The sequence below is a fragment of the Christiangramia aquimixticola genome (genome assembly GCF_048285835.1).
Classification (GTDB): domain Bacteria; phylum Bacteroidota; class Bacteroidia; order Flavobacteriales; family Flavobacteriaceae; genus Christiangramia; species Christiangramia aquimixticola.
Genome location: NZ_JBLVTL010000002.1, coordinates 247,289 through 274,036, shown reverse-complemented (window position 1 = coordinate 274,036; position 26,748 = coordinate 247,289). Strand labels below are relative to the sequence as shown.

At 38.9% G+C, this 26,748-nt stretch carries 21 protein-coding genes; 15 read left to right on the top strand and 6 right to left on the bottom strand.

From position 1 onward, the window contains the following. The first annotated feature begins 7 nt into the window (after nucleotides 1-7). The 7 genes from gdhA (at nucleotide 8) to ACNKXV_RS04790 (ending at nucleotide 10,241) form a co-directional block, all read left to right on the top strand. Entirely contained in the window at nucleotides 8-1,351 is a 1,344-nt protein-coding gene (gene gdhA, locus ACNKXV_RS04820) for an NADP-specific glutamate dehydrogenase (protein WP_417906570.1), read from the top strand. 73 nt (nucleotides 1,352-1,424) lie between these two features. After that, nucleotides 1,425-2,144 (top strand): DNA repair protein RecO, encoded by a 720-nt coding sequence (recO, locus tag ACNKXV_RS04815; protein WP_417906569.1) that lies wholly within the window; start codon nucleotides 1,425-1,427, stop codon nucleotides 2,142-2,144. After that, a complete protein-coding gene (locus ACNKXV_RS04810) occupies nucleotides 2,145-4,544 on the top strand; it encodes a TonB-dependent receptor (RefSeq protein ID WP_417906568.1) in 2,400 nt (799 codons plus the stop codon). 397 nt (nucleotides 4,545-4,941) lie between these two features. Beyond that, nucleotides 4,942-8,346, top strand: a complete 3,405-nt coding sequence (ileS, locus tag ACNKXV_RS04805; RefSeq protein ID WP_417906567.1) for an isoleucine--tRNA ligase — start codon at nucleotides 4,942-4,944, stop codon at nucleotides 8,344-8,346. A gap of 2 nt (nucleotides 8,347-8,348) precedes the next feature. Beyond that, nucleotides 8,349-8,732, top strand: a complete 384-nt coding sequence (locus ACNKXV_RS04800) for a TraR/DksA family transcriptional regulator (protein WP_417906566.1) — start codon at nucleotides 8,349-8,351, stop codon at nucleotides 8,730-8,732. Between the two features lie 233 nt (nucleotides 8,733-8,965). Continuing rightward, nucleotides 8,966-9,583, top strand: coding sequence for a DUF4097 family beta strand repeat-containing protein (locus tag ACNKXV_RS04795; RefSeq protein WP_417906565.1), 618 nt, complete (start codon nucleotides 8,966-8,968; stop codon nucleotides 9,581-9,583). A gap of 43 nt (nucleotides 9,584-9,626) precedes the next feature. Then, nucleotides 9,627-10,241 carry a lipoprotein signal peptidase gene (locus ACNKXV_RS04790; protein WP_417906564.1) on the top strand — a complete coding sequence of 205 codons (615 nt, stop codon included), beginning with the start codon at nucleotides 9,627-9,629 and terminating at the stop codon, nucleotides 10,239-10,241. Here ACNKXV_RS04790 and ACNKXV_RS04785 read toward each other — a convergent pair whose 3' ends face one another. Genes ACNKXV_RS04785 through ACNKXV_RS04760 form a run of 6 tightly spaced genes read right to left on the bottom strand, consistent with a single transcriptional unit; the run spans nucleotide 10,242 to nucleotide 15,030 of the window. Next, nucleotides 10,242-10,658 carry a response regulator gene (locus tag ACNKXV_RS04785; protein ID WP_417906563.1) on the bottom strand — a complete coding sequence of 139 codons (417 nt, stop codon included), beginning with the start codon at nucleotides 10,656-10,658 and terminating at the stop codon, nucleotides 10,242-10,244. An 11-nt stretch (nucleotides 10,659-10,669) separates the two neighbouring features. Next, nucleotides 10,670-12,124 carry a PAS domain-containing sensor histidine kinase gene (locus ACNKXV_RS04780; RefSeq protein WP_417906562.1) on the bottom strand — a complete coding sequence of 485 codons (1,455 nt, stop codon included), beginning with the start codon at nucleotides 12,122-12,124 and terminating at the stop codon, nucleotides 10,670-10,672. Nucleotides 12,125-12,178: 54 nt separating this feature from the next. After that, nucleotides 12,179-12,751, bottom strand: coding sequence for a 5-formyltetrahydrofolate cyclo-ligase (locus ACNKXV_RS04775; protein WP_417906561.1), 573 nt, complete (start codon nucleotides 12,749-12,751; stop codon nucleotides 12,179-12,181). Beyond that, entirely contained in the window at nucleotides 12,738-13,733 is a 996-nt protein-coding gene (locus ACNKXV_RS04770) for a succinylglutamate desuccinylase/aspartoacylase family protein (RefSeq protein ID WP_417906560.1), read from the bottom strand. The genes ACNKXV_RS04775 and ACNKXV_RS04770 overlap by 14 nt, the downstream gene beginning before the upstream one ends. 3 nt (nucleotides 13,734-13,736) lie before the next feature. Next, nucleotides 13,737-14,609: a 30S ribosomal protein S6--L-glutamate ligase gene (gene rimK / locus ACNKXV_RS04765; protein ID WP_417906559.1), complete on the bottom strand. Its 873-nt coding sequence runs from the start codon at nucleotides 14,607-14,609 to the stop codon at nucleotides 13,737-13,739. Then, the gene (locus tag ACNKXV_RS04760; RefSeq protein ID WP_417906558.1) at nucleotides 14,578-15,030 is read right to left on the bottom strand and encodes an ATP-dependent zinc protease family protein; all 453 of its coding nucleotides are present in this window, start codon (nucleotides 15,028-15,030) and stop codon (nucleotides 14,578-14,580) included. The genes rimK and ACNKXV_RS04760 overlap by 32 nt, the downstream gene beginning before the upstream one ends. Nucleotides 15,031-15,184: 154 nt before the next feature. Here ACNKXV_RS04760 and uvrC point away from each other — a divergent pair, with 154 nt between their 5' ends. The 8 genes from uvrC to pgi all read left to right on the top strand — a co-directional run bounded on the left by uvrC (nucleotide 15,185) and on the right by pgi (nucleotide 26,701). After that, nucleotides 15,185-16,978: an excinuclease ABC subunit UvrC gene (uvrC, locus tag ACNKXV_RS04755; RefSeq protein WP_417906557.1), complete on the top strand. Its 1,794-nt coding sequence runs from the start codon at nucleotides 15,185-15,187 to the stop codon at nucleotides 16,976-16,978. Next, complete coding sequence (locus ACNKXV_RS04750) at nucleotides 16,979-19,204, top strand: patatin-like phospholipase family protein (RefSeq protein ID WP_417906556.1); 2,226 nt, start codon at nucleotides 16,979-16,981, stop codon at nucleotides 19,202-19,204. It abuts the gene before it with no gap. Nucleotides 19,205-19,365: 161 nt separating this feature from the next. After that, complete coding sequence (locus ACNKXV_RS04745) at nucleotides 19,366-20,538, top strand: homogentisate 1,2-dioxygenase (protein ID WP_417906555.1); 1,173 nt, start codon at nucleotides 19,366-19,368, stop codon at nucleotides 20,536-20,538. 104 nt (nucleotides 20,539-20,642) lie between these two features. After that, nucleotides 20,643-21,785, top strand: a complete 1,143-nt coding sequence (gene hppD / locus ACNKXV_RS04740) for a 4-hydroxyphenylpyruvate dioxygenase (protein ID WP_417906554.1) — start codon at nucleotides 20,643-20,645, stop codon at nucleotides 21,783-21,785. Between the two features lie 295 nt (nucleotides 21,786-22,080). Next, on the top strand, nucleotides 22,081-22,857 hold the full coding sequence (locus ACNKXV_RS04735) for a DUF3108 domain-containing protein (protein ID WP_417906553.1): 777 nt from the start codon (nucleotides 22,081-22,083) through the stop codon (nucleotides 22,855-22,857). Between the two features lie 2 nt (nucleotides 22,858-22,859). After that, the gene (locus ACNKXV_RS04730) at nucleotides 22,860-23,828 is read left to right on the top strand and encodes a tryptophan 2,3-dioxygenase family protein (protein WP_417906552.1); all 969 of its coding nucleotides are present in this window, start codon (nucleotides 22,860-22,862) and stop codon (nucleotides 23,826-23,828) included. Between the two features lie 5 nt (nucleotides 23,829-23,833). Continuing rightward, nucleotides 23,834-25,066 carry a peptidoglycan DD-metalloendopeptidase family protein gene (locus ACNKXV_RS04725; RefSeq protein ID WP_417906551.1) on the top strand — a complete coding sequence of 411 codons (1,233 nt, stop codon included), beginning with the start codon at nucleotides 23,834-23,836 and terminating at the stop codon, nucleotides 25,064-25,066. Continuing rightward, a complete protein-coding gene (gene pgi / locus ACNKXV_RS04720) occupies nucleotides 25,067-26,701 on the top strand; it encodes a glucose-6-phosphate isomerase (protein WP_417906550.1) in 1,635 nt (544 codons plus the stop codon). Nucleotides 26,702-26,748: the final 47 nt, after the last annotated feature.

Below are 26,748 nucleotides of genomic sequence, written 5' to 3'. Positions count from 1 at the left end.
AGTCATTATGGAAAAAAACATCAAAAATTTCCTGGAAAAGGTGTCAACCAGAAACCAGAATGAGCCGGAATTTATGCAAGCGGTTCATGAGGTGGCCGAAACCGTAATTCCTTTTATCGAAAAAAATAAAAAATACCAGAACAAAATGCTTCTGGAAAGAATGGTAGAGCCGGAAAGGGTCGTGATGTTCAGAGTGCCATGGTTAGATGATAACGGTGATATTCAGGTAAACCGCGGATTCCGTATCCAGATGAACTCTGCGATTGGACCCTACAAAGGTGGTTTGCGTTTTCACCCATCAGTAAATCTTAGTATTCTTAAATTCCTTGCTTTCGAGCAGGTTTTCAAGAATAGTCTTACCACTCTTCCAATGGGTGGAGGTAAAGGAGGATCAGATTTTGATCCTAAAGGAAAATCAGATAATGAAGTAATGCGTTTCTGCCAGAGTTTTATGACAGAACTGCAAAGACATATTGGTGCTGATACCGATGTTCCTGCTGGGGATATTGGAGTTGGTGGCCGTGAAATAGGATTCCTGTTTGGCCAGTACAAAAGAATTCAGAATGAATTTACCGGAATTCTAACCGGGAAAGGTCGTTCATACGGAGGGTCTTTAATTAGACCTGAAGCTACCGGATACGGGAATGTATATTTCGCAGAAAATATGCTGAAGACCAGAGGTGAAGAAATGGGAGGTAAAACCGTTGTTATTTCAGGTTCTGGAAACGTGGCTCAATATGCTGCCGAAAAAGCTACTCAGTTAGGAGCTAAAGTAATTACACTTTCAGATTCTGGCGGATTCATCTACGATAAAGATGGAATCGATGCTGAGAAACTTCAGTTCGTAATGGAGCTTAAGAACGAAAGAAGAGGAAGAATCAGCGAATATGTTGATCAATATCCTTCAGCTGAATATCACGAAGGAGAAACTCCTTGGGGTATTAAATGTGATATCGCTCTGCCTTGTGCTACTCAAAATGAGCTTGACGGGGATGATGCTAAGAAATTAGTTGATAATGGATGTATTTGCGTAGGTGAAGGAGCTAATATGCCTTGTACACCGGAAGCAATTGAAGTTTTCCAGAAAGAAAAGATCCTTTTCTCTCCGGGTAAAGCTTCTAATGCTGGTGGAGTTGCAACTTCAGGACTTGAAATGTCTCAAAACTCTATGAGATACAACTGGACTGCAGAAGAGGTTGATAACAAATTGCACGAGATCATGAACAACATTCATGAGCAGTGTGTTGAATATGGTAAAACAGAAGATGGTTATATAGATTACGTTAAGGGAGCCAATATTGCAGGTTTCGTTAAGGTGGCAGATGCCATGCTTGCTCAGGGAGTTGTTTAATACATCTCTCCATAAAATTAGAAAAGCCGCTGAACAGCGGCTTTTTTTATAAATTCACCCCAAATTAAATGGAATGGTGGTTCATACCAAAGCGATCGTAATTAGTGCTCTTAAATATGGGGAAGCAGACCTTATTGTGAAGGCCTATACGCTTTCCAATGGTTTGCGAACTTATATGTTAAAAGGGGTCTTGAAATCGCGGAAGGGAAAATTTAAAGCCTCCATGTTCCAGAGTCTGACTCAGCTCGATATCGTGGCTAACCACCGGGATACCGGAAAACTCGAATATTTAAAAGAAGCTAAGGTTATTGCGAATTATCACAACCTGCACACGCATCCTGTTAAACAGGCGCTGGTAATGTTTCTTGCAGAGATGTTGCGCAATTCCATTCATGAAGAAGAATCGAATGAAGCGCTGTTCAAATACCTGGAGTACAGTTTTCAATATCTTGATGCGACTCCGCATATTGCGAACTTCCATCTGCTCTTTTTGCTTAATCTAACCAGATATTTAGGTTTTCAGCCGGAGTTAGGGGTAAGGGATCTGCAATATTTTAATTTACTGGATGGCATTTTTCAGGAAGTTTCTACAAATGATTATTGTATAGAAGGTAAAAATGTAGATTTGCTTAAAAGTCTTTTGGGCACTGAATTTGATGCTCTGCAACATATAAAAATGAATAAGGCAACCCGTAGTGACTTTCTTAATATGTTGATTCTTTATTACGAATTACATATAGAAGGATTTCGAAAACCTAAGTCGTTAGGGGTGTTAAATGAAATATTTGGATAAATGCGATCAGGCTTACTCATTGTTTTTCTTTTATTTTTTACCATTACCAATGCTCAGGAAATCCGGGTCCTCGATGGGGAAACTGGGGAACCGGTAACTAACGTTGCCATATATAATAAGGACCATTCCACCTCGGTGGTTTCTGATATTCAGGGCAAGGCAGATATTTCAGCTTTTAGCGATACTGAAGTGATCATTTTTAAATCGCTTTCCTATAAAGAAGCCTTTCGTCGTAAACGGGAGATTCAGCAAAATAATAATCTGGTCTATCTTGAGCCGGGTGAAAATCAACTGGAGCAGGTAACCTTATCTGTAGCCAGATTTAAGCTGAGAAAAGATGAAATTCCTCAAAAGATCATCAGTATTTCTCCATCAGAAATTCAGATTTCCAGTCCGCAAACTTCAGCAGATCTTTTGGAAAGTACAGGACAGGTATATGTTCAAAAAAGTCAGTTAGGAGGAGGAAGCCCCATGATAAGAGGTTTTGCCACTAACCGCTTGCTTTTGACAGTCGATGGCGTGCGTATGAATTCTGCAATTTTCCGAAGCGGAAACCTTCAAAATGTGATCTCTGTGGATCCTATGATGGTGGAAAGCGCAGAGGTGATCCTGGGGGCGGGATCTGTGGTGTATGGAAGTGATGCCATTGGTGGGGTGATGAATTTTTATACCCTCAAGCCTGATTTTAGCTTTACTGAAGGGACCTCATTTTCAGGTAATATGTATACCAGATTTTCTACGGCTAATAATGAAAATACGGTTCATGCTGATGTTAATATAGGCCGAAAGAACTGGGCTTTTAGAACCGGTATCACCTATTCAGATTTTGGTGATCTAAAGATGGGGGAACACGGCCCCGACGATTATTTGAGAACGGAGTATGTCGAAAGGCAGAATGGAATAGACGTTATAGTTAAAAATCCGGATCCTTTGGTTCAAAAACCTACAGGCTATAACCAGATCAATCTCCTGCAAAAAATAAAATACATGCCGGTGAAGGATTGGGATTTTAATCTTGGCCTGGTATATTCAAATACTTCAGATTTCCCAAGATATGACAGACTGTTTAGAAAAAGGGATGGAGTTTTAAGATCAGCCGAATGGTATTACGGTCCACAAACCTGGTTTTTGGGAAATCTCAATATCAATCATCGCAGCAAGTCTCAGCTTTATGATAAACTTCAGTTTACCGGCGCTTACCAGTATTTTGCTGAAAGCCGGAATGATAGGAATTTTGCTAAGCCGGTGTTGTTTTCTACTGAAGAAAATGTGGATGCCTATTCGGCTAATCTGGATTTTGAGAAAGGTTTTACTGAAAGTAAATTGTTTTATGGCTTCGAATATGTGCTGAATAATATATCCTCTGAAGGAAGTTTCAGAAATATTGACACCGAAGAAATGGGTGAAACTGCAAGCAGATATCCAAATGGATCTGATTGGCAGTCTTTGGCGGCATACTCCAGTTATCACTGGGCGATTAATGAGAAACTAACTTTACAAACAGGAGTGAGGTATAATCATATTCTTATAAATGCGAATTTTAATGATCGCTTCTATGATTTTCCTTTTGAAAAAGCCGATATAAGTACCGGTGCGCTAACCGGAAGTCTTGGTTTCAACTGGAGGCAAAATGATTTTATAAACTGGAGACTGGGGCTTTCTTCGGCATTTCGTGCCCCTAATATTGATGATATAGGGAAAATTTTTGATTCTGAACCGGGCGCTGTAGTAGTACCAAACCCTGACCTTAAATCGGAGTACGCTTATAATGCGGAACTTGGAACAGACTTTAGTTTCAATGAGAATATTCGTTTAGCCCTTACAGGATATTATACTTATCTGGATAACGCCATGGTGCGTCGCGACTTTGATCTTAATGGTGAAACCGAAATAGATTATCAGGGTGAGCCAAGTAAAGTACAGGCGATACAGAATGCAGCAAATGCCTATGTATATGGAATAGAAACTGGGCTGGAAGTGGATTTTTCGGTAGCCCTTAGGTTGAATTCACAGTTTAGTTATACCTATGGACGGGAGGATGAAGGCGGAAATTATGTGCCTTTGAGGCATGCGGCACCTATGTTTGGAAATACCCATTTGGTTTGGAATAAGCGCCGGGTGAAACTCGATCTTTTTGCTGAATATAATGGCGAATTTGCCTTTGAAGATCTTGCGCCTGGGGAGCAGGACAAAGCTTACCTCTATGCACTCGATGCCAATGGCAATCCTTATTCGCCGGCATGGTATACGCTTAATCTTACAGGGCAGTATAAGCTGAACATGAACTGGCTGGCAACGGTTTCTGTAGAAAATATTACAGATCAGCGTTATCGTACCTATTCATCCGGAATTGCTTCTGCCGGAAGGAATTTGATCATAGCACTTTCTTACACTTTTTAATTTCTTTAGACAGGCTCATCTTTATAAATCCAACAGGTAAAAAACAACCTTATTTTTTACCAAAGCGTTAATTTAATATATTTGATTAGGATTATTAAAATGAAATATATTAAACTTTTCTTTTTTTATCTTTTATTTCCAATAATAGTAATTGGACCGATATGGTTTGAGGAAGATAATATAGATTTCTTTAAGCTTTTAATACTCTTTGTTATAGCCATGATATTGAACTTTATATTTATGGAGCTTATAGGAAAAAGACTTTTTACATATAAGGGAAAGAAGAAATAATTAAGAGTTGAACTAAACCGAGATTCTTATCTCGGTTTTTTTATTTAACCAATAACTATCTTCCCAAAAATCCTTATTTTCGCACATCATTTGAAAAAAGGAGAAAATGAGTACAAAATTCCCTGAATATAAAGGTCTTGACCTGCCTAAAGTGGCAGAAGAAATCCTCAATTATTGGGAAGAGAATGATATTTTCGAAAAAAGTATCAGCACTCGCGAAGGAAAAGAGCCTTATATCTTTTTTGAAGGTCCGCCTTCTGCAAACGGATTACCTGGGATTCACCACGTAATGGCGCGATCTATAAAAGATATTTTCTGTAGATATAAAACACAAAAAGGTTATCAGGTTAAACGTAAAGCGGGATGGGATACCCATGGTCTTCCAATCGAGCTTGGCGTGGAAAAAGAACTTGGAATAACCAAAGAGGATATTGGAACCAAAATAAGCGTTGAAAAGTATAACGAAGCATGTAAAAATGCGGTAATGCGTTATACCGATGTTTGGAACGACCTTACCAAAAAGATGGGTTACTGGGTAGATATGGAAGATCCATATATAACCTACAAATCCAAATACATGGAAACGGTTTGGTGGTTGCTTTCAGAGATCTACAAAAAAGATCTTATTTATAAAGGCTATACCATTCAGCCATATTCTCCAAAGGCAGGAACCGGTTTGAGTTCACACGAGCTTAACCAGCCGGGAACTTATCAGGATGTTACTGATACTACCGTAACTGCGATGTTCAAAGCAAAGGCAGAAACCCTTCCGGAGTTTCTTCAGCAGGAGAAAGAAAATCTTTACTTCATTGCCTGGACCACAACTCCCTGGACGTTGCCGTCTAATACCGCACTTACAGTTGGACCAAAGATCCAGTATGTAACTGTAAAAACTTTTAATCAGTATACTTTTGAACCGATTACCATTATCGTGGCAAAAGATCTGGCTGAGAAACAATTCGATAAAAAATTCAGGAAAGCTGAGTCTGAGGCAGATCTGAATTCCTACACAAAAGAAGATAAGAAGATCCCTTATTTGGTTGGCGAAAGCTTTGCCGGGAAAGATCTTGTTGGAATAAAATATGAGCAACTGCTGGATTATGCGTTGCCAAACGACAATCCTGAAAATGCCTTCCGTGTAATTTCGGGTGATTTTGTAACTACAGAAGATGGTACCGGGATTGTTCACACCGCGCCTACATTTGGTGCAGATGATGCGCTTGTAGCTAAACAGGCAAGTCCTGAAGTTCCGCCACTTTTAGTGAAAGACGAGAATGGAAATCTTGTTCCTCTTGTTGACCTTCAGGGTAAATTCAGACCAGAAATGGGTGAATTCGCCGGGAAGTATGTGAAGAATGAATATTATGATGAAGAACAGGTTCCGGAAAAGTCGGTAGATGTTGAGATCGCCATCAAGCTAAAGGAAGAGAACAGAGCTTTTAAAGTAGAAAAATATGTGCACAGTTATCCAAATTGCTGGAGAACTGATAAGCCAATTTTATATTATCCATTGGATTCCTGGTTCATTAAAGTGACCGAATTCAAGGATAGAATGCATGAGCTTAACCAAAACATCAACTGGAAACCAAAATCAACAGGGGAAGGTCGTTTTGGAAACTGGCTGGCAAATGCCAACGACTGGAACTTAAGCCGAAGCAGGTATTGGGGAATCCCGTTACCTATCTGGAGAAGTGAAGATGGGAAAGAAGTAAAAGTTATTGGTTCTGTAGCTCAACTAAAGGAGGAAATGGCGAAAGCTGTGGACGCCGGGGTAATGCAGAAAGATATTTTTGAAGATTTTGTTGCCGGAGATATGAGTGAAGAGAACTATGAGAAAGTAGATCTTCATAAAAATGTGGTTGACACTATTACTCTGGTTTCAGATTCCGGAAAACCTATGAAGCGTGAGGCCGATCTTATCGATGTTTGGTTCGACTCCGGTTCCATGCCTTATTCACAATGGCACTATCCGTTTGAGAATAAAGAGAAAGTAGAAGATAAATGGCGAAAAGCCGATTTTATTGCTGAAGGTGTAGACCAGACACGTGGTTGGTTCTATACGCTACACGCCATCGCCACCATGATCTTTGATGATGTGGCTTATAAAAATGTGGTTTCCAACGGACTTGTTCTTGACAAGAACGGACAAAAGATGTCCAAGCGTCTTGGAAATGCCGTGGATCCATTTGAAACATTGGCGGCCTACGGGCCCGATGCTACCAGATGGTATATGATCTCCAATGCAAACCCATGGGATAACCTTAAATTTGATATTGAAGGAATTGGAGAGGTGCAGCGAAAATTCTTCGGAACTTTATATAATACCTATTCGTTCTTCACGCTTTATGCGAATATTGATGAATTCGTTTATGCTGAAGATAATGTGGAGCTGTCTAAACGACCTGAAATAGATCGCTGGATACTTTCAGAGTTGCATACGCTTATTGAGAAAGTTGATAAGTTCTATGCAGATTATGAGCCTACCAAAGCTACCAGAGCGATTTCTGAATTCGTTCAGGAAAACCTGAGTAACTGGTTCGTACGATTAAGCAGAAGAAGATTCTGGAAAGGTGACTATGAGCAGGACAAGATCTCTGCATATCAGACACTTTATACCTGCCTGGAAACAGTGGCTAAACTTGGAGCTCCGGTAGCGCCGTTCTTTATGGAAAGGTTGTTCAGAGATCTAAATGCTGCCACAGGAAAAGACAAGTCAGATTCTGTGCATACAGCAGATTTTCCGGTTTATGAACCTAAATTTGTTGATAAATCTTTAGAGCGCAAGATGGAGAAGGCTCAAACTATCTCATCTTTAGTACTTTCTTTACGTAAAAAAGAGATGATCAAAGTTCGCCAGCCATTACAAAGAGTAATGATTCCGGTACTTGATGAGAATCAAAAGCAGGAGATCGAAGCAGTGGCAGATTTGATCAAATCTGAAGTAAATGTTAAGGAAATAGAACTCATCGATGATGCTTCAGGCCTGTTGGTCAAGCAAATAAAGCCAAATTTCAGAGTTCTTGGCCCAAGATTTGGTAAGGATATTAAGCTGATTGTCAATGCAATAAGTAAATTTGACGCTGCTGATATTACTAAAATTGAAAGAGAAGGGGAAATAGAGTTCAACATTAATGAAAAAAATGTTAAATTGTCCCTATCAGAGGTGGAAATTTCCTCACAGGATATAGAAGGATGGCTGGTTGCCAGCAGTGGTAACCTAACAGTAGCCCTGGACGTTAGTATTAGTCCGGAGTTGAAAAAGGAAGGTGTTGCCAGAGAACTGGTAAACAGGATCCAGAATCTCCGAAAGGATTCAGGCTACGAAGTGACTGATACAATAGATGTTACCCTACAAAAGGACGGCGTTGTCGAGGATGCCGTAAACGATAATATAACTTATATTAAGAACGAAACATTAACTGCAACTCTCGAATTTGCAGAGGTGGTGAGTGAAGGTGCTGAGGTTGAATTTGATGATGTAGCCACTAAATTGTTTATTAAAAAGCACTAGCTATGGGAACAGATGTAAAAGAACGTTACTGCGATGCAGATCTTGCCGAGTTTAAAGCCCTTATCAAGAAAAAAATTGAGAAAGCTCAGGAGCAACTCGAGATCTATCAAACTGCTTACAAGAACGACGGGAACAATGGTACAGATGATACTTCTCCAACCTTCAAAGCTTTTGAAGAAGGAAGTGAAACTATGAGCAAAGAAGCTAACTCTCAGTTGGCCATTCGTCAGGAAAAATTCATCAGAGATCTTAAGAACGCCTTGACGCGAATTGAGAACAAAACTTACGGTATCTGCAGAGTTACCGGGAAGTTGATCGCAAAAGAAAGGTTGTTGCTTGTACCGCATGCTACGCTTAGTATAGAAGCTAAGAACATGCAGCGATAATAAAGAAAAACTTATTTCGTTTTTGCCTGCTATACTTTACCGTTAGTTTTAAATAAGTGTAATGGGATAAACCCTGGTTTAATCTCATACTTAGGCTACGGATTTGATATGGTGCCCAGAAACAAAAGGAAACTGAATGAAAAATCATAGATTGAGATTATGATTTTCCAGGTTCAAAAATTATGATATTTATTTGACCCTCCTGAATAAGGAGGGTTTTTTATTAAACTTAAATGAAGCAGATTCTTTTATTGTTAAGTATGATGCTAAGCCTACAGATGTTTTCACAGCGGGATACGCGTGAAATTCTGGATGCAGAGCAGGTACGCAACATTCATATTGATACAGATGAGGTTTTTAAAATTGAGGTCCTCTCTTCAAAGTCACCGGGGATTCGTATAAAAACTCATTCAGAAGGGGAGTACTACGATGAGATCATTTTGGAAACCAGGATCATTGATAAAACTCTGATGATTACTACGCGGTATCCGCAAATATTAAGTGGTGGATATGATAAACTAAGTGCGCATAAAGTATTTTCTCTGGAGATCGAAATAGAATTACCTGAAAATTTGTACCTGACAGTAGATTCGAATATTGCTTCTCTAATTACTCATGGAAAGTTCAGGACGGTTCAGGTGAATTTAAATCAGGGCTATTGCCAGCTTTTTGATTTTACAGGAAGTGCTGTGGTAAATACCTATTACGGCAATATTATGGTGGAGACTTCTATAGGAAAGATAGAGGCAAATTCCCGAAATGGAAACGTAAATATTTCTGAACTTTTACCGGGCAGAAATTCAATTAAACTTAACAGTGTAGACGGCAACATATTGGTGCGAAAAAACTAAATAATATTAGTATTTTTGAGCCGTTTCCAATTAAAATATACCCATGTCGCTTAAAAAAGCCGGAGTAATTATCATCCTGATCCTTTTAATAGATCAAATTTCGAAATTTTATATCAAAACCCATTTTGCCCTTGGAGAAGAGGTTCCTGTATTTGACTGGTTCCGTATTTTGTTTGTAGAAAACGAAGGGATGGCCTGGGGAACCAAGATTCCCGGTGAATATGGGAAGCTTGCACTTACCCTTTTCAGGCTTGCAGCAATCGTTGGGATTGGTTACTGGCTTTGGGATGCGGTTAAAAATAAGGGTTCGCGAATTTTAATTAGTGCCATCGCATTGATCTTTGCCGGCGCTCTTGGAAATATAATTGACTCTGTATTCTACGGTATTATTTTTAATGACAGTTATGGGCAGGTAGCGAGCTTTTTACCTGAAGCGGGAGGCTATGGCACTCTTTTTCATGGAAAGGTGGTAGACATGCTTTATTTCCCTTTATGGAAAGGATATTTGCCGGGCTGGGTTCCATTCTGGGGTGGTGAATATTTCACCTTTTTTGAACCGGTTTTCAATATTGCAGATTCAGCAATAAGTGTAGGTGTGGCGTTGCTTCTTTTGTTCAACAAAAAAGCATTCCCGAAAACCGAAAAGGAAGAAAAATAATCAGGCAGCCGTTTTTTCGAATATCTTTTCGAACTTCTTAAGCTCTATAGGTTTAATAAGATAATCTGTAACCATATTAAAGGATTTAGCTCTTTCAAGATCCCGCGGATCAATAGAAGAACTAACCACATATAAGGTTATTTTCTTATTAAGGTTATTCTTGATTTTAATGAATTCGTTGAGGAATTCCCATCCATCCATCACAGGCATATTGAGATCCAGGAAAATAATATCAGGAAGTTTATCCTCTTCTGTAGCGGTTTCCATGATATATTTAAAGTAATCAAGCGCTTCTTTCCCGTTCTTGTAAATAAGAAGGTTTTCAGATAGCTTTTTGATCTCAATGATCTTTTTTACAAGATTCACGTATATCTTATCATCATCGATGATACACGCTAGTTCTACTTTTTGCCCCATAACAAATAGATCTAGAATTTAATTTTAAAAGTAGTCCCAATGTCAAGGGTACTACTAACAGATATAGTCCCTCCAAGGGCCTCGATCTGGTTTTTAGTTATAAATAATCCAATTCCTTTTGCCTCTGTATTTTGTTGATGGAAGGTCTTATACATTCCAAACATTTTATCCCCATATTCATCGAGGTCTATCCCCATACCGTTGTCACTAACTTCAAGAAATTCCTTGTCGTTTTCAGTATAAGTTTGAATAAAGATCACTGGTTTGCGGCCCGGTTGCTTGTACCGAATCGCATTTGTAATTAAATTTAATAAAATACTTTCAAGATACTCAGGGATATAGCGAATTTCTTTCAAATCTTGAAATTCAGCGACGATTTTTGCATTTTCCCGATTAATAAGCGAGGAAATTGAAGCTAAGACTACTTCAAGAGCTTCATCAAACCTGATGTTGACTTTTTCTTTTCGCAGGCTTGTTTGAATGCTAACAATGTCATTTAATCTGGAAATTGCGGTGTCCAGATTTCCAGCCACGTCTTCAACATTTGCCAGGAGATCAAGTTTATCCCTGTCTGTTTTTGACTCCCGAAGCAGTTCTACAATCAAACTCAGGTTACTGCTGTGAGACCTCAAATGGTGTGAAACTATGTGCGCAAAATTAAAAAGTCTTGAATTTTGGGTTGCGATAATATCCAGTGAGTTCTGGAGATTAAGCTCGTTATTCTTATTCTCGTCAATATTTTGTAAAACTCCGCGAATTCCAATAACCTGCTGCTCATCATTATAAACAGGTTTGCCGGTAAGACGGGTCCAGTATTCCCGGTTTTGAAATGAAACCATTTTAAGCTCCAGTTTAAATGGGATACCAAAATTCTCACATTTATCAAATGCATTGCGCATGCGGTTATGATGTTCCTCTGCATAGAATTTCATTCTGTCTTCATACGCAGGTTGAAAATCCCGGGGGCAATCGAGAATTTTCTTGGAAACATCGTCCCAGTAAATGTTCTTGTTAATAGTATCCACATACCAGCCACCGGTAGAAGTCATTTCTGCGGTTTCGCGGTAATAAAAGAAATTCTCTTCAATGGTATACTGATCCCGTTTGGACTGATGAATATTTACAAAAAGGAGAACCGCGGTTTCTCTGAAACTTTGATCCTTGCTTTTTAGATTTTTACATTCGAACCAGCGATACTTTCCGTTTTCCAGCTTTAATTTAATTTCAAAGCAGAAAGGCTCGTCCTCTTTGACCAGTTTCTCAAAGTTGATTCTAAAATCGTATCGGTAATCGGGATGGAGAATATGGTTGATGAAGAATTCAAATCTATCCTCATCTACTTTTGGTTTTCCTACAAGAATATTAAAATGATCTGACCAAGTAATATCTCTGGAAAACAGGTTTATCTTCCAGTAGGCGATATCGAAATCCTGTAATATGCTGTTTAACTGTAAGTCGCTAAGCATGGGGGGTTAATTGGTCAGGTTAAAAATAGCGTATAAAGTCTTGCTTTACAAACTTTATTTATTGCTGAAGTTATAGACCCGGTTTGGAGTGATGCAGTAGTCTAATGGCGCGTCATGACTGAAGAGTTCATCTATTTTCTCTTCGGCTTCAAAAAAAGAAAGGCCTATTTTCATAATGTCGTTTTTACAATCTGCCAGAAATCGGTCGTAAAAACCTTTTCCGTAGCCTACTCTGTGACCCGCTTTGTCAAAGGCAAGTAGCGGTAAAAAGACCACTTCTAACTTGTGATTTGGGATTTCTATGCCGTCCTGGGGTTCGGGAATATTCCACTCATTCTTTTTGATCACGGTATGATCTGTTAACAGGAAATTTGTCATTTTTCCGGTCTCAAAATCTGACTTTGGAATAACCACTTCCTTGTCTTTTCCTTGTAGGACGTGAAGTAAATATTCTGTATTTACTTCCTTTTTTTCAGCGATGCTTAGAAAAATGTGGTAGTATCGCTTTTCCCAGATAGGTAATTGTAAAGCGCGATTGGCAATTTCAAGGCTTTTTTCCTCGATGCTTTCTTCATCCAGCCCGGATCTTAATGTTTTATATTTTTTTCTAAGCTCAGACTTCTGCATGATTATCAGATTTCTTTTGACTGGAAATATGAAATATGGCATCTCCCTGATAAACGATTGGAGATTCGTTTACATTGATTACATAACCTTCATTCTGGCTTTTGATCTTATGGCTGAACTTGCCGTAAGGATCTGTAATAGTGGCGATATATTCCCCTTTTTCCACATGTTTCCCGCAGGGGATTTTCACGTGAAGTAAACCGCTGTATTTCGCACGAAGCCAGGAGCTGTTTTCAATTAACACAGTGTCTTTTCGCGCATCCGGATAATCGAATTTATCGTTCAGCATTTCCAGGTGGCTTAAAATTCTCATGGCGCCTTCCACACCACATTTAGCCACATCTTTATTGCTATCCAAAGATTTTCCACCTTCAAATAAAAGTACCGGAATCCCAAGTTTGGAGCAGGTTTCTCTGTAAGATTTGGTTATGGTTTTGGAGTGAATGGTAAATGGAGCATTGAAAATTCGGGCATAATTAATGCTTTGTTCATCACCTTTTTTAACTCTTATCTGGGGAGCATTAAATCTTGCAGCGCCTCCCGTGTGAAAGTCCAGACAAAAATCTGCAATTGGTAAAATCTTTTTTACGAACTGGTAAGCAAATCTGCTGGCAAGGGAGCCATTTTTGGTGCCGGGAAAAACGCGATTCAGGTCACGGCCATCAGGAAATTCCCGGGCCATATTTAAAAAGCCAAAAATATTTACAATCGGAATACATATCACCGTCCCAACTTTGGGTTTATTGATCCCCTTGGCGATGATTTGCCTAACGATTTCCACCCCATTGATCTCGTCACCGTGAATTCCGGCAGTTAGCAGAACCACGGGGCCGGGTTTTTTGGATCGCTCAATAATTACCGGTACTTCTACTGAAGTGGTCGTATAGAGCTTAGCCATGTTGAAATTAATGGTAGCTCTTTTTCCAGGTAATACTTTTTCCCCTAAAATTTCAAGAACATTGTTCTTGTCTATTCGCGGCATAGGCTATACATTTCTTTCAATATATCTAATGATGGTCTTTGCAATATCTTTTCCGGTAGCAGCTTCTATCCCTTCAAGACCGGGAGAGCTGTTAACTTCCAGGATTAAGGGACCACGGCTACTTTGAAGCATGTCTACCCCGGCCACTCCCAGTGCCATAGCTTTGGCAGCTTTAATCGCAGCATTTTCTTCTTCATCTGTAAGCTGAATTACAGAAGCAGATCCGCCTCTATGTAAATTAGAGCGGAATTCTCCTTCTTTTCCCTGTCGTTTCATGGCTCCAACAACCTGCCCGTCTACTACAAAGGCACGTATATCTGCTCCACCGGCTTCCTTGATGAATTCCTGCACAATTACTCTCGCCTGTAAACCATTAAAAGCTTCGATAACAGATTCGGCTGCATTTTGAGTTTCGGCCAGAACCACACCTAGGCCCTGAGTACCTTCCAGTAATTTTATAATCACGGGAGCTCCTCCAACATGTTCCAGAATTTCGGTTACATCTTTTGAATAGTTGGTAAATACCGTTTTAGGCAATCCCAACCGGGCTCTGGAAAGTATCTGTAAGCTTCTTAATTTATCCCTGCTTCTTACTAGTGCCTGTGACTCTGTAGTAGTAAAAGTTCCCATCATTTCGAATTGTCGTACTACCGCGGTACCATAGAAGGTAACGGAAGCACCAATCCTTGGAATTACTGCATCTGTATCGTCAAGAAAATGATTTTTGTAAAATATGCTGGGTTTTTTCTTTTCTATAATAAGATCACATTTTATAGGATCTATAACTTCAACTTCATGATTTCTTTTCTTCGCTGCTTCTACTAACCTGCTCGTTGAATATAGCCTAGGGTTTCGTGATAGAATTCTTATCTTCATTTAACTTCAGATTAAAAGACACGTCTATAAGCTCTGTGTCTACTACAAATTTTTTGGTTAAAAATTTTCTTCCAATAAGTACCGGGAACCTCATTTCCTGCCTGTCAGATAAGGATAATGAAATTTTAAAGACCTTACCAAAGAGTACTATTTTTGATTGTACCTGATATCTTTTCTGGATCTGGCCATTACTGCTTCTTACAAATACAATATCATAATCCCTGAATACAAAAAGTTTTCCATTGTACAAAGGGTGTTCTTCATCCAGAAAAGTGCAATGAAGCTCATCATCCTTTTCAAAAATATTGTCGCAATGTATAGAGGAAGTGTATGCTCCGGTATCTATTTTTATGGCAATATCATTTAGTTGCAGGGAAGGAAAATCTGCTTTATCAAACCTGCCGATCACGATCTTATCCATAATGCAATATAATAAAAACCCATCAGTTTTAGGGCAGGGCAAATTAAAGCAAACATTCTCCAATTATTCACCATTGGAAGCGAATATTCTTAAATTTTTCAGGAGATTTTAAAAAAGGTTTAGCGACCAATTTTTAATGTTTATTTTTGAGGTAATGGAAAAACCTGCACTGGAAGTACAATTAAAAACTCTGCCCAGCAACCCGGGTGTTTATCAGTACTTTGATAAGAACGGGAAGATTTTATATGTTGGAAAAGCGAAGAATCTCAAAAAGCGAGTTAGCTCATATTTTAATAAAAAACATGACAGCCACAGGATAGGAGTCATGGTTAAAAAGATCCACGAAATAAGACATATCGTGGTTGCTTCAGAAACCGATGCGCTTTTACTGGAAAATAACCTTATCAAAAAGCATCAGCCACGCTTTAATGTGATGCTTAAAGATGATAAGACCTATCCATGGATTTGTATCAAGAATGAAAGATTTCCACGAGTTTTTCCAACCCGTAGATTGATAAAGGATGGGAGTGAGTATTACGGCCCGTTTACCAGTTTTAAAACGGTAAATACCTTGCTGGATTTGATCAAAGGTCTTTATAAATTAAGAACCTGTAACTACGATCTGGCTGAAGATAAAATCAGGAACGGGAAGTATAAGGTCTGTCTGGAATATCATCTGGGAAATTGTGAAGGACCGTGCGAAGCATTTCAGGGCGAAGAAGAATACAATAAAAATATAGATGCCATAAGGCAGATAGTTAAGGGAAATTTTAAAGATTCACTGCAGCGTTTTAGAAATCAAATGAAAGAGCATGCAGAGAATATGGAATTTGAAGATGCTCAGCGTATCAAGAATAAGATTGATGTGCTGGAGAATTATCAGTCTAAATCAACAGTCGTAAATCCAAAAATCAATAATGTTGATGTTTTCTCTGTAGTGACCGATGAAGGTTATGGCTATGTGAATTTTCTTCAGCTTTCTCATGGCGCGATCATTAGGTCACATACTATAGAAATGAAGAAAAAACTGGATGAAAGTGACCGGGAATTACTGGAGCTGGCCATAGTGGAAATAAGACAGCGTTTCAATTCCAATTCCAAAGAGATATTTGTGCCCTTTAAAGTTGATGTAGGGGAAGGACTTACGATCACCGTGCCTAAACTGGGCGATAAGAAAAAGATTGTAGAGTTATCTGAGCGTAATGCGAAGTATTTCAGGCAGGAACGATTCAAGCAGATGAAAATTGTGGATCCGGACAGGCATGTAAACCGGATCATGGCTCAAATGAAGGAGGATTTAAGATTAAGCGAGGAGCCCAGGCATATTGAATGTTTTGATAATTCGAATATTCAGGGAAGTAATCCTGTAGCAGCCTGCGTGGTTTTTAAGAATGGTAAGCCCAGTAAAAAAGATTATCGTAAATTTAATATCAAGACCGTAGAAGGTCCTAATGATTTTGCTTCGATGGAAGAAGTGGTATTCCGAAGATATAAAAGGTTGCTGAATGAAGGAGAGGAATTGCCACAGTTAATTATCGTCGATGGAGGTAAAGGGCAGTTGTCAAGTGGTGTCAAAGCTCTGGAAGCGCTGGATTTACGCGGAAAAATAGCGATCATAGGAATTGCCAAGCGACTGGAGGAAATATTTTACCCGGGAGATTCTATTCCGCTTTATCTGGATAAAAAATCTGAAAGTCTGAAAGTTATTCAGCATTTAAGGAATGAGGCGCATAGGTTTGGGATCACTTTTCACCGAAATAAGAGAAGTAAGACCGCACTTAATACCGAGCTGGAATCAATTGCGGGAATTGGAGAAAAAACTGTGGTGGAATTGCTGAAGAATTTCCGGTCTCTTAAAAGGGTCAAAGAAGCAAGTTTAAAAGAACTTTCAGAAGTGGTTGGTTCCTCTAAAGCAAGCATCGTCTATAATTTTTACCATACCGAATAAATGAGAAAATTACTGGTTCTGTTATTCTTATTCAATTCTCTTTTTTCCATTTCCCAGGAAAAGGAATCGCCTAAGATAGGACTGGTTTTAAGTGGAGGAGGAGCGAAAGGGCTTGCTCATATTGGTGTTCTTAAAGTCCTCGAAGAGCAGGGGGTCAAGGTTGATTATATTGGCGGGACCAGTATGGGAGCTATAATTGGAGGATTATATGCTTCTGGTTATACGGCTTATGAACTGGATTCCATCTTTAGAAATACCAATTTTAACCGTTTGATTCAGGATGACCTTCCCAGGCGTGCTAAAACTTTTTACGAAAAAGAAGATTCAGAAAAGTATGCTATCACGCTGCCTTTTGACAATTTTGATATTTCCTTTCCCAGCGGGCTTTTTAAAGGTCAGAATATCTATAATTTAATGACGAGGCTCACCATGCATGTAAGTGATGTGGATGATTTTAGCAAACTTCCTATTCCCTTCTTTTGTGTGGCTGCCAATGTAGAGACCGGAGACGCGGTAATTCTCGATCAGGGATCGCTGGCCAAAGCGATCTCTGCCAGTGGAGCTATTCCAACTTTATTGAGCCCCATTAAGATCGACGGGCAGTTGCTTACAGATGGGGGAGTAGCTAATAATTATCCGGTAGAGGAACTTCGCCGTCGTGGAGCCGATATTATTATTGGAGTAGATGTTCAGGATAGTCTCGTAAAACGGGACAAGCTTAGAAGTGTGTTTGAGATCATGAGTCAGATCTCCAACTTCAGGACTATAAATGACATGAAAAATAAGCGGCCGCTAACAGATATCTACATAAAACCCAATATTAGCCCTTTCTCTGTAATGTCCTTTGATCAGGGAAAAGCGATTATTGACTCCGGAAAAGTGGCAGCACTGGATAAGTTGAAAGAGCTTCAGCAATTAAGTTCAGGAATTGGCGAGGCAATGAACCGGAAGCCGGTTAAGAAAATCACCACCTTTAATATTAGCGCCTTGACCATTCAAGGGAACAGTACATATCCTCGTGCTTATGTGCAGGGGAAGCTAAAACTGGATTACGATAAACCCTATAATTTTGATGATCTAAGCATTGGGATCAACAACCTTACTGCAACCGGGAATTTTGACAGGATAAATTATCAGTTAATTCCAAGGGATAATAACGGAAATTATATACTCGCCATGCAGATGGAAGAAACAGAAAATAAAATGTTGCTTCGCATGGGGCTGCATTATGACGAGTTGTATAAAAGTGGTGCGCTGGTGAATCTTACCAGAAAAAGTTCACTGTTCACGAATGATGTGGCCTCTCTGGATCTCATTGTTGGGGATAATCTTCGGTATAATTTTAACTATTATCTGGATAAAGGCTTTTACTGGAGCGTGGGCTTGAATTCACGCTATAATACTTTTGAAAATGATATAGATCTTGCGGCGGTTAATGAAGAAATAAGCGAGAGACTGCAGTCTGTACGGGAGCTGGAAGTGAATTTCAAGGATTTTACAAACCAGATCTATCTCGAAACCCTTTTTCAGCAGGTGTTTTCCATTGGGATCGGGCTGGAACATAAATATTTAAAGATAAGTAGTGCAACTGTAAATGCTGCAGATGATTCCACCAGTGAATTAAGATTTGATAACAGCCATTATGCCGGAGGATTCGGGTATTTAAAATTCGATTCTTACGATAATAAATACTTTCCTTCCAAAGGTTTAAGCTTTCAGGGAGATTTCCATATTTACCTGTATTCTTCAGATTATAACAATAATTTTGCTGAATTCTCCATAGCTAAAGGAGCGATAGGTTATGCGGTTACCCCCTGGGAAAATTTCACTACCCACATTTCTACAGAAACAGGTTTTAAAATTGGAAATGATCGAACTCAGGTTCTGGATTTTTTCCTTGGCGGATATGGAAATGACTTTATAAATAATATCAAGCCTTTCTATGGCTATGATTTTTTAAGCCTCTCCGCAGATAGTTATATAAAAGCTACTCTGGAGCTTGATTACGAGATCTTCAGAAAAAATCATGTGATCGCGGGTGCAAATATTGCTAATGTTGAAGACAGGTTATATACTACGGGAAATTGGCTCAGTATGCCGGACTATTCAGGGTATGCCCTGGGATATGGATTAGAAACTTTTATGGGGCCACTCGAAGTGAAATATACCTATTCACCACAAGTAAAGAACAGCTACTGGTTTTTTAGCCTTGGATTCTGGTTTTAGATTTTCGATTATTTTTATACTGAAATGACCCCTTTTTTGATTTGGATTTAAGATAAAATCGGTAAATTTTAATGATATTTGTATAAATCGAAAAATAAACATGAAATAATCATAATCTTTCAAAGTATTATATCATTTGATCGATTTCAAAACCCATAATTATGCCTTTTTATCATAAGCTTGGTAAAATCCCACATAAACGTCATACGATCTTCAGGAAGCCTGATGGAAGTCTTTATTACGAACAGCTATTTGGTACCATTGGTTTCGACGGAATGTCGTCTAACCTTTACCATGAGCATCGACCAACTCAGGTCAAAGAGATCAAAGGCAGTTATGATGTAAAGCCAAAAATTGCCATTGAGAATAATCTGAAATCTTACAGGTTAAAAGGATTCCAGATTACGCCTCACCCGGATTATCTTGAAAGCCGAAAAGCAGTCCTAACAAATTCAGACTGCGATATAGTCCTGGCTTCCCCGCAAGGGTCCACTACAGATTACTTTTATAAGAATGCAGATGCAGATGAGTTGATCTTTGTGCATAAAGGAAGTGGAAAACTGCGTACACATTTGGGGAATCTGGATTTTAAATATGGAGACTATCTGTTAGTCCCTCGCGGAACCATTTATAAAATGGATTTTGATGATGAGAACAACAGGCTCTTTATTGTTGAATCCCGTCGTCCTATCTATACGCCTAAAAGATACCGAAACTGGTTTGGCCAACTACTGGAACATTCACCATTTTGCGAACGTGATCTTAGACAGCCACATGAATTAGAGACGAACGATGAAAAAGGAGATTTCCTTATAAAGATCAAGAAACAGGGAAGAATCTTTGATATGGTATATGCTACTCATCCATTTGATGTAGTGGGATACGATGGTTATAACTATCCGTATGCATTTTCAATTCATGATTTTGAACCTATAACCGGAAGAATACACCAACCGCCACCGGTGCATCAAACTTTTGAGACCGATGCTTTTGTGGTATGTAGTTTCTGTCCGCGTAAATACGATTACCATCCGGAAAGCATTCCGGCACCTTACAGCCATAGTAATATTGATAGTGATGAGGTGTTGTATTATGTTGATGGAGACTTTATGAGCAGGAACGATATTGAAGCAGGTCACATCTCGCTTCACCCTGCAGGAATTCCGCACGGTCCGCATCCGGGAGCTGTGGAGCGAAGCATTGGTCAGGTAGAAACTGAAGAGCTTGCGGTCATGGTGGATACTTTTAAGCCACTTATGCTAACCGAAGATGCGATGGAGATCGCAGATGATAGTTACCATAAATCATGGTTGGAAGATGGTCATGAGCATTAATAAGAAGGAGGATTTATCAGCACAGGATAGAGCGATGTGGTAAAAGTTTTGAGTTAAGCTCTCAATTTTTTATTATTCAATTTATCCATTAAAAACAATTAGAAATGTCAACAGATAACACATCATTAAAATTAGAGAAAGTAGTACCGGAAGCTGAAGATTTTCTTCCAATCCTGGGAACTGACTTTGTAGAGCTATATGTAGGTAATGCCAAGCAGGCAGCCTATTATTACCAACATGCATGGGGCTTCCAGCCGGTAGCTTATGCAGGTTTGGAAACAGGTAAAAAAGACAGTGTTTCTTACGTGCTTCAACAGGGGAAGATTAGATTAGTTCTTACCTCGCCTCTTGAAAAAGGCGGAGATATAAATGCTCATATCGAGAAACATGGTGACGGAGTTAAATTCGTAGCACTATGGGTGGACGATGCCCGCAAAAGTTATGAGGAAACTACCAAAAGAGGAGCCAAGTCTTATGTTGAGCCTCATGAGATCGACGATGAGAACGGGAAAGCTGTAATTTCAGGGATCCATACTTATGGAGAGACCGTGCACCTTTTTGTAGAGAGAAAAAATTATGAAGGTCCTTTCCTTCCCGGATACCGCGCTTATGATACCAAGGTTAAAGCGCCGGATACAGGTCTAAAGTTCATAGATCACATGGTAGGTAATGTTGGTTGGAATGAGATGAACAAGTGGGTAGAATTCTACGCTCAGGTAATGGGATTTGCTCAGCTGGTATCTTTTGATGATAAAGATATTTCAACAGATTATACTGCTCTTATGAGTAAGGTGATGAGTAACGGGAATGGAAGAATTAAATTCCCGATTAACGAGCCTGCAGAAGGAAAGAAAAAATCTCAGATCGAGGAATATATAGATTTCTATAATGGAGCAGGGGTGCAGCATATTGCTCTTGCTACAGATAATATAATCGAAACTGTAACTGCTCTAAGAGACAGGGGGGTTGAGTTCCTGTATGTTCCGGAGACTTATTATGACGATCTGCTTGATCGTGTAGGTGAGATCGATGAAGATCTTGAACCTTTAAAAGAATTAGGAGTACTGGTAGATAGAGATGATGAAGGTTATTTGTTACAGATCTTTACCAAACCTGTTCTGGACAGACCAACCATGTTCTTTGAAATTATTCAGAGAAAAGGAGCTCAGTCTTTTGGAAAAGGAAACTTCAAAGCTCTTTTCGAAGCAATTGAAAGAGAACAGGATTTGCGAGGTACATTAAATTAGATTAAAAAACCTGCTGAATTATAATTTTTGAAATAATTTATTTGAAAATCACTCAATAAAACTGTTAAAGTTTATTTAAGGGTTGCGGGTAAGGTAGAAATACAGGACTTTTGCACCGCATTTCTGGAGTGGTTACCATAAATGTAAATTTTTTTCATAATTTAAGTTTTAGTTGGTTAATAAGATAAAATTCCCCGTCATTAATTTGATGGGGTTTTTTGTTTTAATACTTTTGGAATAGTAATTGTAATCGGCATTAACCCCAGATGGACTGTAACTTACGAATTCAAAAATTATGAGAAAATATATTACAATTACTTTGATCTTTAGCTTTCTTGCTACGACTCAGGTTTTTTCACAAAGTGCTTTTCAGGCAGGAGAATGGTTCAAGTTTCGTATTCACTACGGGATGTTCAATGCCAGCTATGCAACCTTAGAGGTAGAGGAGTCCACTTATAATAATACTCCGGTTTATCATGTGAAGGGAGTTGGTAAATCCACCGGATTGTTGAGTTTGTTTTTTAAGGTGAATGATGATTACCAGACTTACATTGATAAAAGGACCGGAAGGCCTTACAGGTTTATTCGAAATATAAATGAAGGCGGTTATACCAAAGACCTGGTTATTGATTTTGACCAAAAAAAGAATAAAGCCCACGTTTTAAACCGAAAGAGCAATCAAAGAAAAACATATTCTGTACCCGAGAATGTACACGATATGTTATCATCATTTTATTATATTCGCAACCAAATTAAAACAGACGATCTTGAGCCCGGCGATGAGATGCGTTTGAATATGTTCATCGATGACGAAAACCTTGATTTTAAGCTGGTTTTCCTTGGAAGAGATACGATAAGAACCAAATTTGGAAAGGTCGCAACTCTTAAATTCCGGCCCTATGTTTTGGCAGGAAGAGTCTTTAAGGAAAAAGAAAGTTTGACGTTTTGGATAAGTGACGATAAAAATAAAATCCCGGTCAAAATAGAAGCAGATCTCGCAGTGGGATCCTTAGATGCCGATCTTGAAGCTTATAAAGGACTTAAGCATCAATTTAGTATTATAATGAAGTAAATATGGAGATAAAGCCCGAAATCGCAGAACGGATTGTTAAACTTGAAGAAAAGTTCAGGAATTCGGGACAGGATATGGGTTCCTATCTGGATGGCCTTCTTTATGACCGCTATGTTTCCTATTGGGATTATATAAGTGTAGACACTCTTTTAAGTCTGCAAAAAACAAATACTCACTTTCCTGATGAAACGATTTTTATCACCTATCATCAGATCACAGAACTGTACTTTAAGCTTATTATTCATGAGCAAAAACAGATCATTAACAGCGAAACTTTAACTCCATCCTATTTTGTTGAGAAATTGAACAGGATGAACAGGTATTTCAGGATACTTATAGATTCGTTTGATGTGATGATAAAAGGAATGGAGAGGGAGCAATTCCTGAAATTCCGAATGGCTCTATTGCCTGCGAGTGGATTCCAATCTGCGCAATTCAGGATGATCGAGTTGTATTCAACTCCATTGGAGAATCTGGTTTCGGCTGAAACCAGAGCTAATTTCTCTAATAACAATTCTGCTGAAGAACTTTTCGAGAATATTTACTGGAAAAAAGGAGGGATCGATCTAAAAACCGGAGAAAAGACCTTAACCTTAAAACAGTTTGAGGAACGGTACACTCCGCGATTCTTAAGGATAGCGAATGGAGTTTATGGGAAAACCATATACCAGCGTTATTTGAGTATGCATGAGGAGGATAGGTCTAATGAAGATCTAATTCAGGCAATGCGTAATTTTGATGTGAATGTAAATATCAACTGGTTGTTGATGCATATGGGAGCGGCTTACAGGTATTTGAGTAAAGACAAGGAGACTGTAAAAGCAACCGGTGGAACAAACTGGAAAAAATTCCTTCCGCCAAGCTTCCAGAAGATCTCGTTCTTCCCTGAAATATGGAGTGAAGAAGAGCTTAATGACTGGGGAAAACAATGGGTGAACCATACTTTTAATACGGAAAAACAAAAAGGATAAAAAAATTGAAGAAAATAGGTTTATTGTTAATGTTGATGCTGGCCACCGTGGCTTGCAATGATGAGGAGAAAGACCAGGATCTGGCTGAGGTGAAACCAAAAAAGGTTGAACGGGTAGAAAAACAATACGGGTTTATTCTCAACAATTTTGAAGTTGTAAGAGATACTGTGAGATCCGGAGATAGCTTTGGCTATATCATGGATAAAAATGGTGTTGGCCATGGTAAGGTTTTTGAGATCTCAGAAACTGTAAAAGATTCTTTTAATCCGGCGAGAATCGTAGCCGGAAAGAAGTATATGGTGCTTAAGGCTAAAGATTCAGCTAAAACTGCGCAGTACTTTATCTATGAAAATGATAAGATAAATTATACTGTGGTAGCGCTGGGTGACAGCATTTATGCTAATAAGAAAAAGCGTCCGGTAACCATTAAAAAGAGAGAAGTTTCCGGGGTGATCACTTCTTCCCTTTCAGAAGCTATGCAGGCTCAAGGCTTGAGTAATCTTCTGGTTTACGAATTATCAAATATCTACCAGTGGAGTATTGACTTCTTTAAACTTCAGAAGGGTGATCAATTTAAAATGGTTTATCACGAAAAGTATATCGATGATACCATATTTGCCGGGATCGATAAAGTAGATGCGGCGGTATTCAAACATTCAGATAAGCCTTACTATGCTTTTAGGTATACAACAGATAGTATTTCGGGACAGCCAAATTTTTATGATGAAGAAGCTAAAGCGCTGCAGTCATTTTTTTTGAAAGCACCACTAAATTATTCGAGAATTTCATCAAGATATACCAAAAGGCGGTTCCATCCGGTTCAAAAGAGATGGAAAGCTCACCTGGGAACAGATTATGCTGCACCACGGGGCACTCCTATTGTAAGTACCGCGAATGGTACGGTGATCGCTTCAGCTTATACGTCAGCAAATGGTCATTATGTTAAAGTGAAGCATAATGGGAAATATACCACCCAGTATTTGCACATGACTAAGCGGGCCGTGAGAAACGGGCAAAGAGTTAAGCAGGGAGATGTTATTGGGTATGTTGGAAGTACCGGATTGGCTACCGGACCCCACGTTTGTTACCGTTTCTGGGTAAATGGGAAACAGGTGGATCCATATCGACAAAATTTACCTTCAGCTGAACATATCACGAATGATTTAAAAGATGAGTATTTCGCTCATATCGAACCTTTGAAAAAAGAACTGGAAGCTATTCCATTTAAAAACATTTAGATGAAAAATATAAATCCAACCACTACCAAAGCCTGGAAGGAATTAGAAAGTCATTTTAAAAATATTGAAAATGAACATATGAGAGATATGTTCATGAATGACAGGGAGAGAGCGGGAAAGTATACCATAGCATGGGAGGATTTTTTCGTTGATTTCAGTAAGAACAGATTAAAAGAGGAAACTGTTGATTTATTACTTCAGTTAGCCGAAGAATGTGGTCTTAAGGAAGCAATCGAAAGCTATTTTGAAGGAAAAGCGATAAACCAGACGGAGAACAGAGCAGTTTTACATACTGCTTTAAGAGCGGCTGGAGATACTCCTGTTGAAGTTGATGGAAAAAATGTTTTACCGGAAGTTGAAGTAGTTAAGAAACAGATTCGTCAATTTAGTGAGGAAATTATAGGTGGAACCCGTAAAGGATACACCGGTAAAGCTTTTACAGATGTTGTAAATATTGGAATTGGAGGTTCAGATCTTGGACCGGTGATGGTAGTTGATAGTTTGAAGTATTATCAAAATCATCTTAATCTTCATTTTATTTCCAATGTGGACGGTGATCATGTGCACGATATTATTCAGGATCTCAATCCTGAAACCACCCTTTTTGTGATCGTTTCCAAAACTTTTACCACCATGGAAACCATTAGCAACGCCACTACAGTGAGAGAATGGTTTTTGAAGACTGCCCCTCAGGAAGAAGTTGCGAAACATTTTGTAGCGGTATCTACTAACCTGGCCAAAGTTGAAGGCTTCGGTATATCCAAAGAAAATATTTTCCCTATGTGGGACTGGGTTGGAGGTAGATTTTCACTGTGGAGTGCGGTAGGCCTTTCTATAAGTCTGGGTATAGGTTATAATAATTTTGAATCTTTACTGGAAGGCGCCCGAAAAATGGATGAGCATTTTAGAAGTTCTTCTTTTAAAAATAATATTCCGGTGCAGTTGGCACTAATAAGTGTCTGGTATAACAACTTTTTCAAGGCTGAAAGTGAAGCGGTTATTCCTTATACTCAATATTTAGATAAATTCCCGTCCTATCTGCAGCAGGCCATTATGGAAAGCAATGGTAAAAGTGTGGACAGGAATGGTGAAAAGGTAAACTACCAAACCGGAACCATTATCTGGGGAGAACCGGGAACCAACTCACAGCATGCCTTCTTTCAGCTTATACATCAAGGAACTAAACTTATTCCGGCAGATTTTATCGGGTTTAAAAATTCTTTGTTTGGAGATGAATCTCATCATGATAAATTGATGGCGAATTATTTCGCGCAGACAGAAGCTTTACTTCATGGTAAGACTGAGAATGTAGTAGAGGAGGAGCTTAGATCCATGAGGTTTAGTCAGGAGGAAATCGACAGAATCAAACCTTTCAAGGTCTTTGAGGGTAATAATCCTACCAATTCCATTTTAATTGAAAAATTGACGCCGGAGAGTTTAGGAAAGCTAATTGCTATGTATGAACATAAGATCTTTGTGCAGGGTGTCATCTGGAATATTTATAGCTACGACCAATGGGGAGTAGAGTTAGGGAAACAACTGGCGAACAAGATTTTGGCAGAATTTGAAAGAGGAGAGATTGATGATCATGATTCTTCTACCTCAAACCTTCTTAAATTTTATTTGAAAAAATAAAATTTCGAAAAAAGAATTGAATTTTCCTGGTGATATTTTTTAATCTC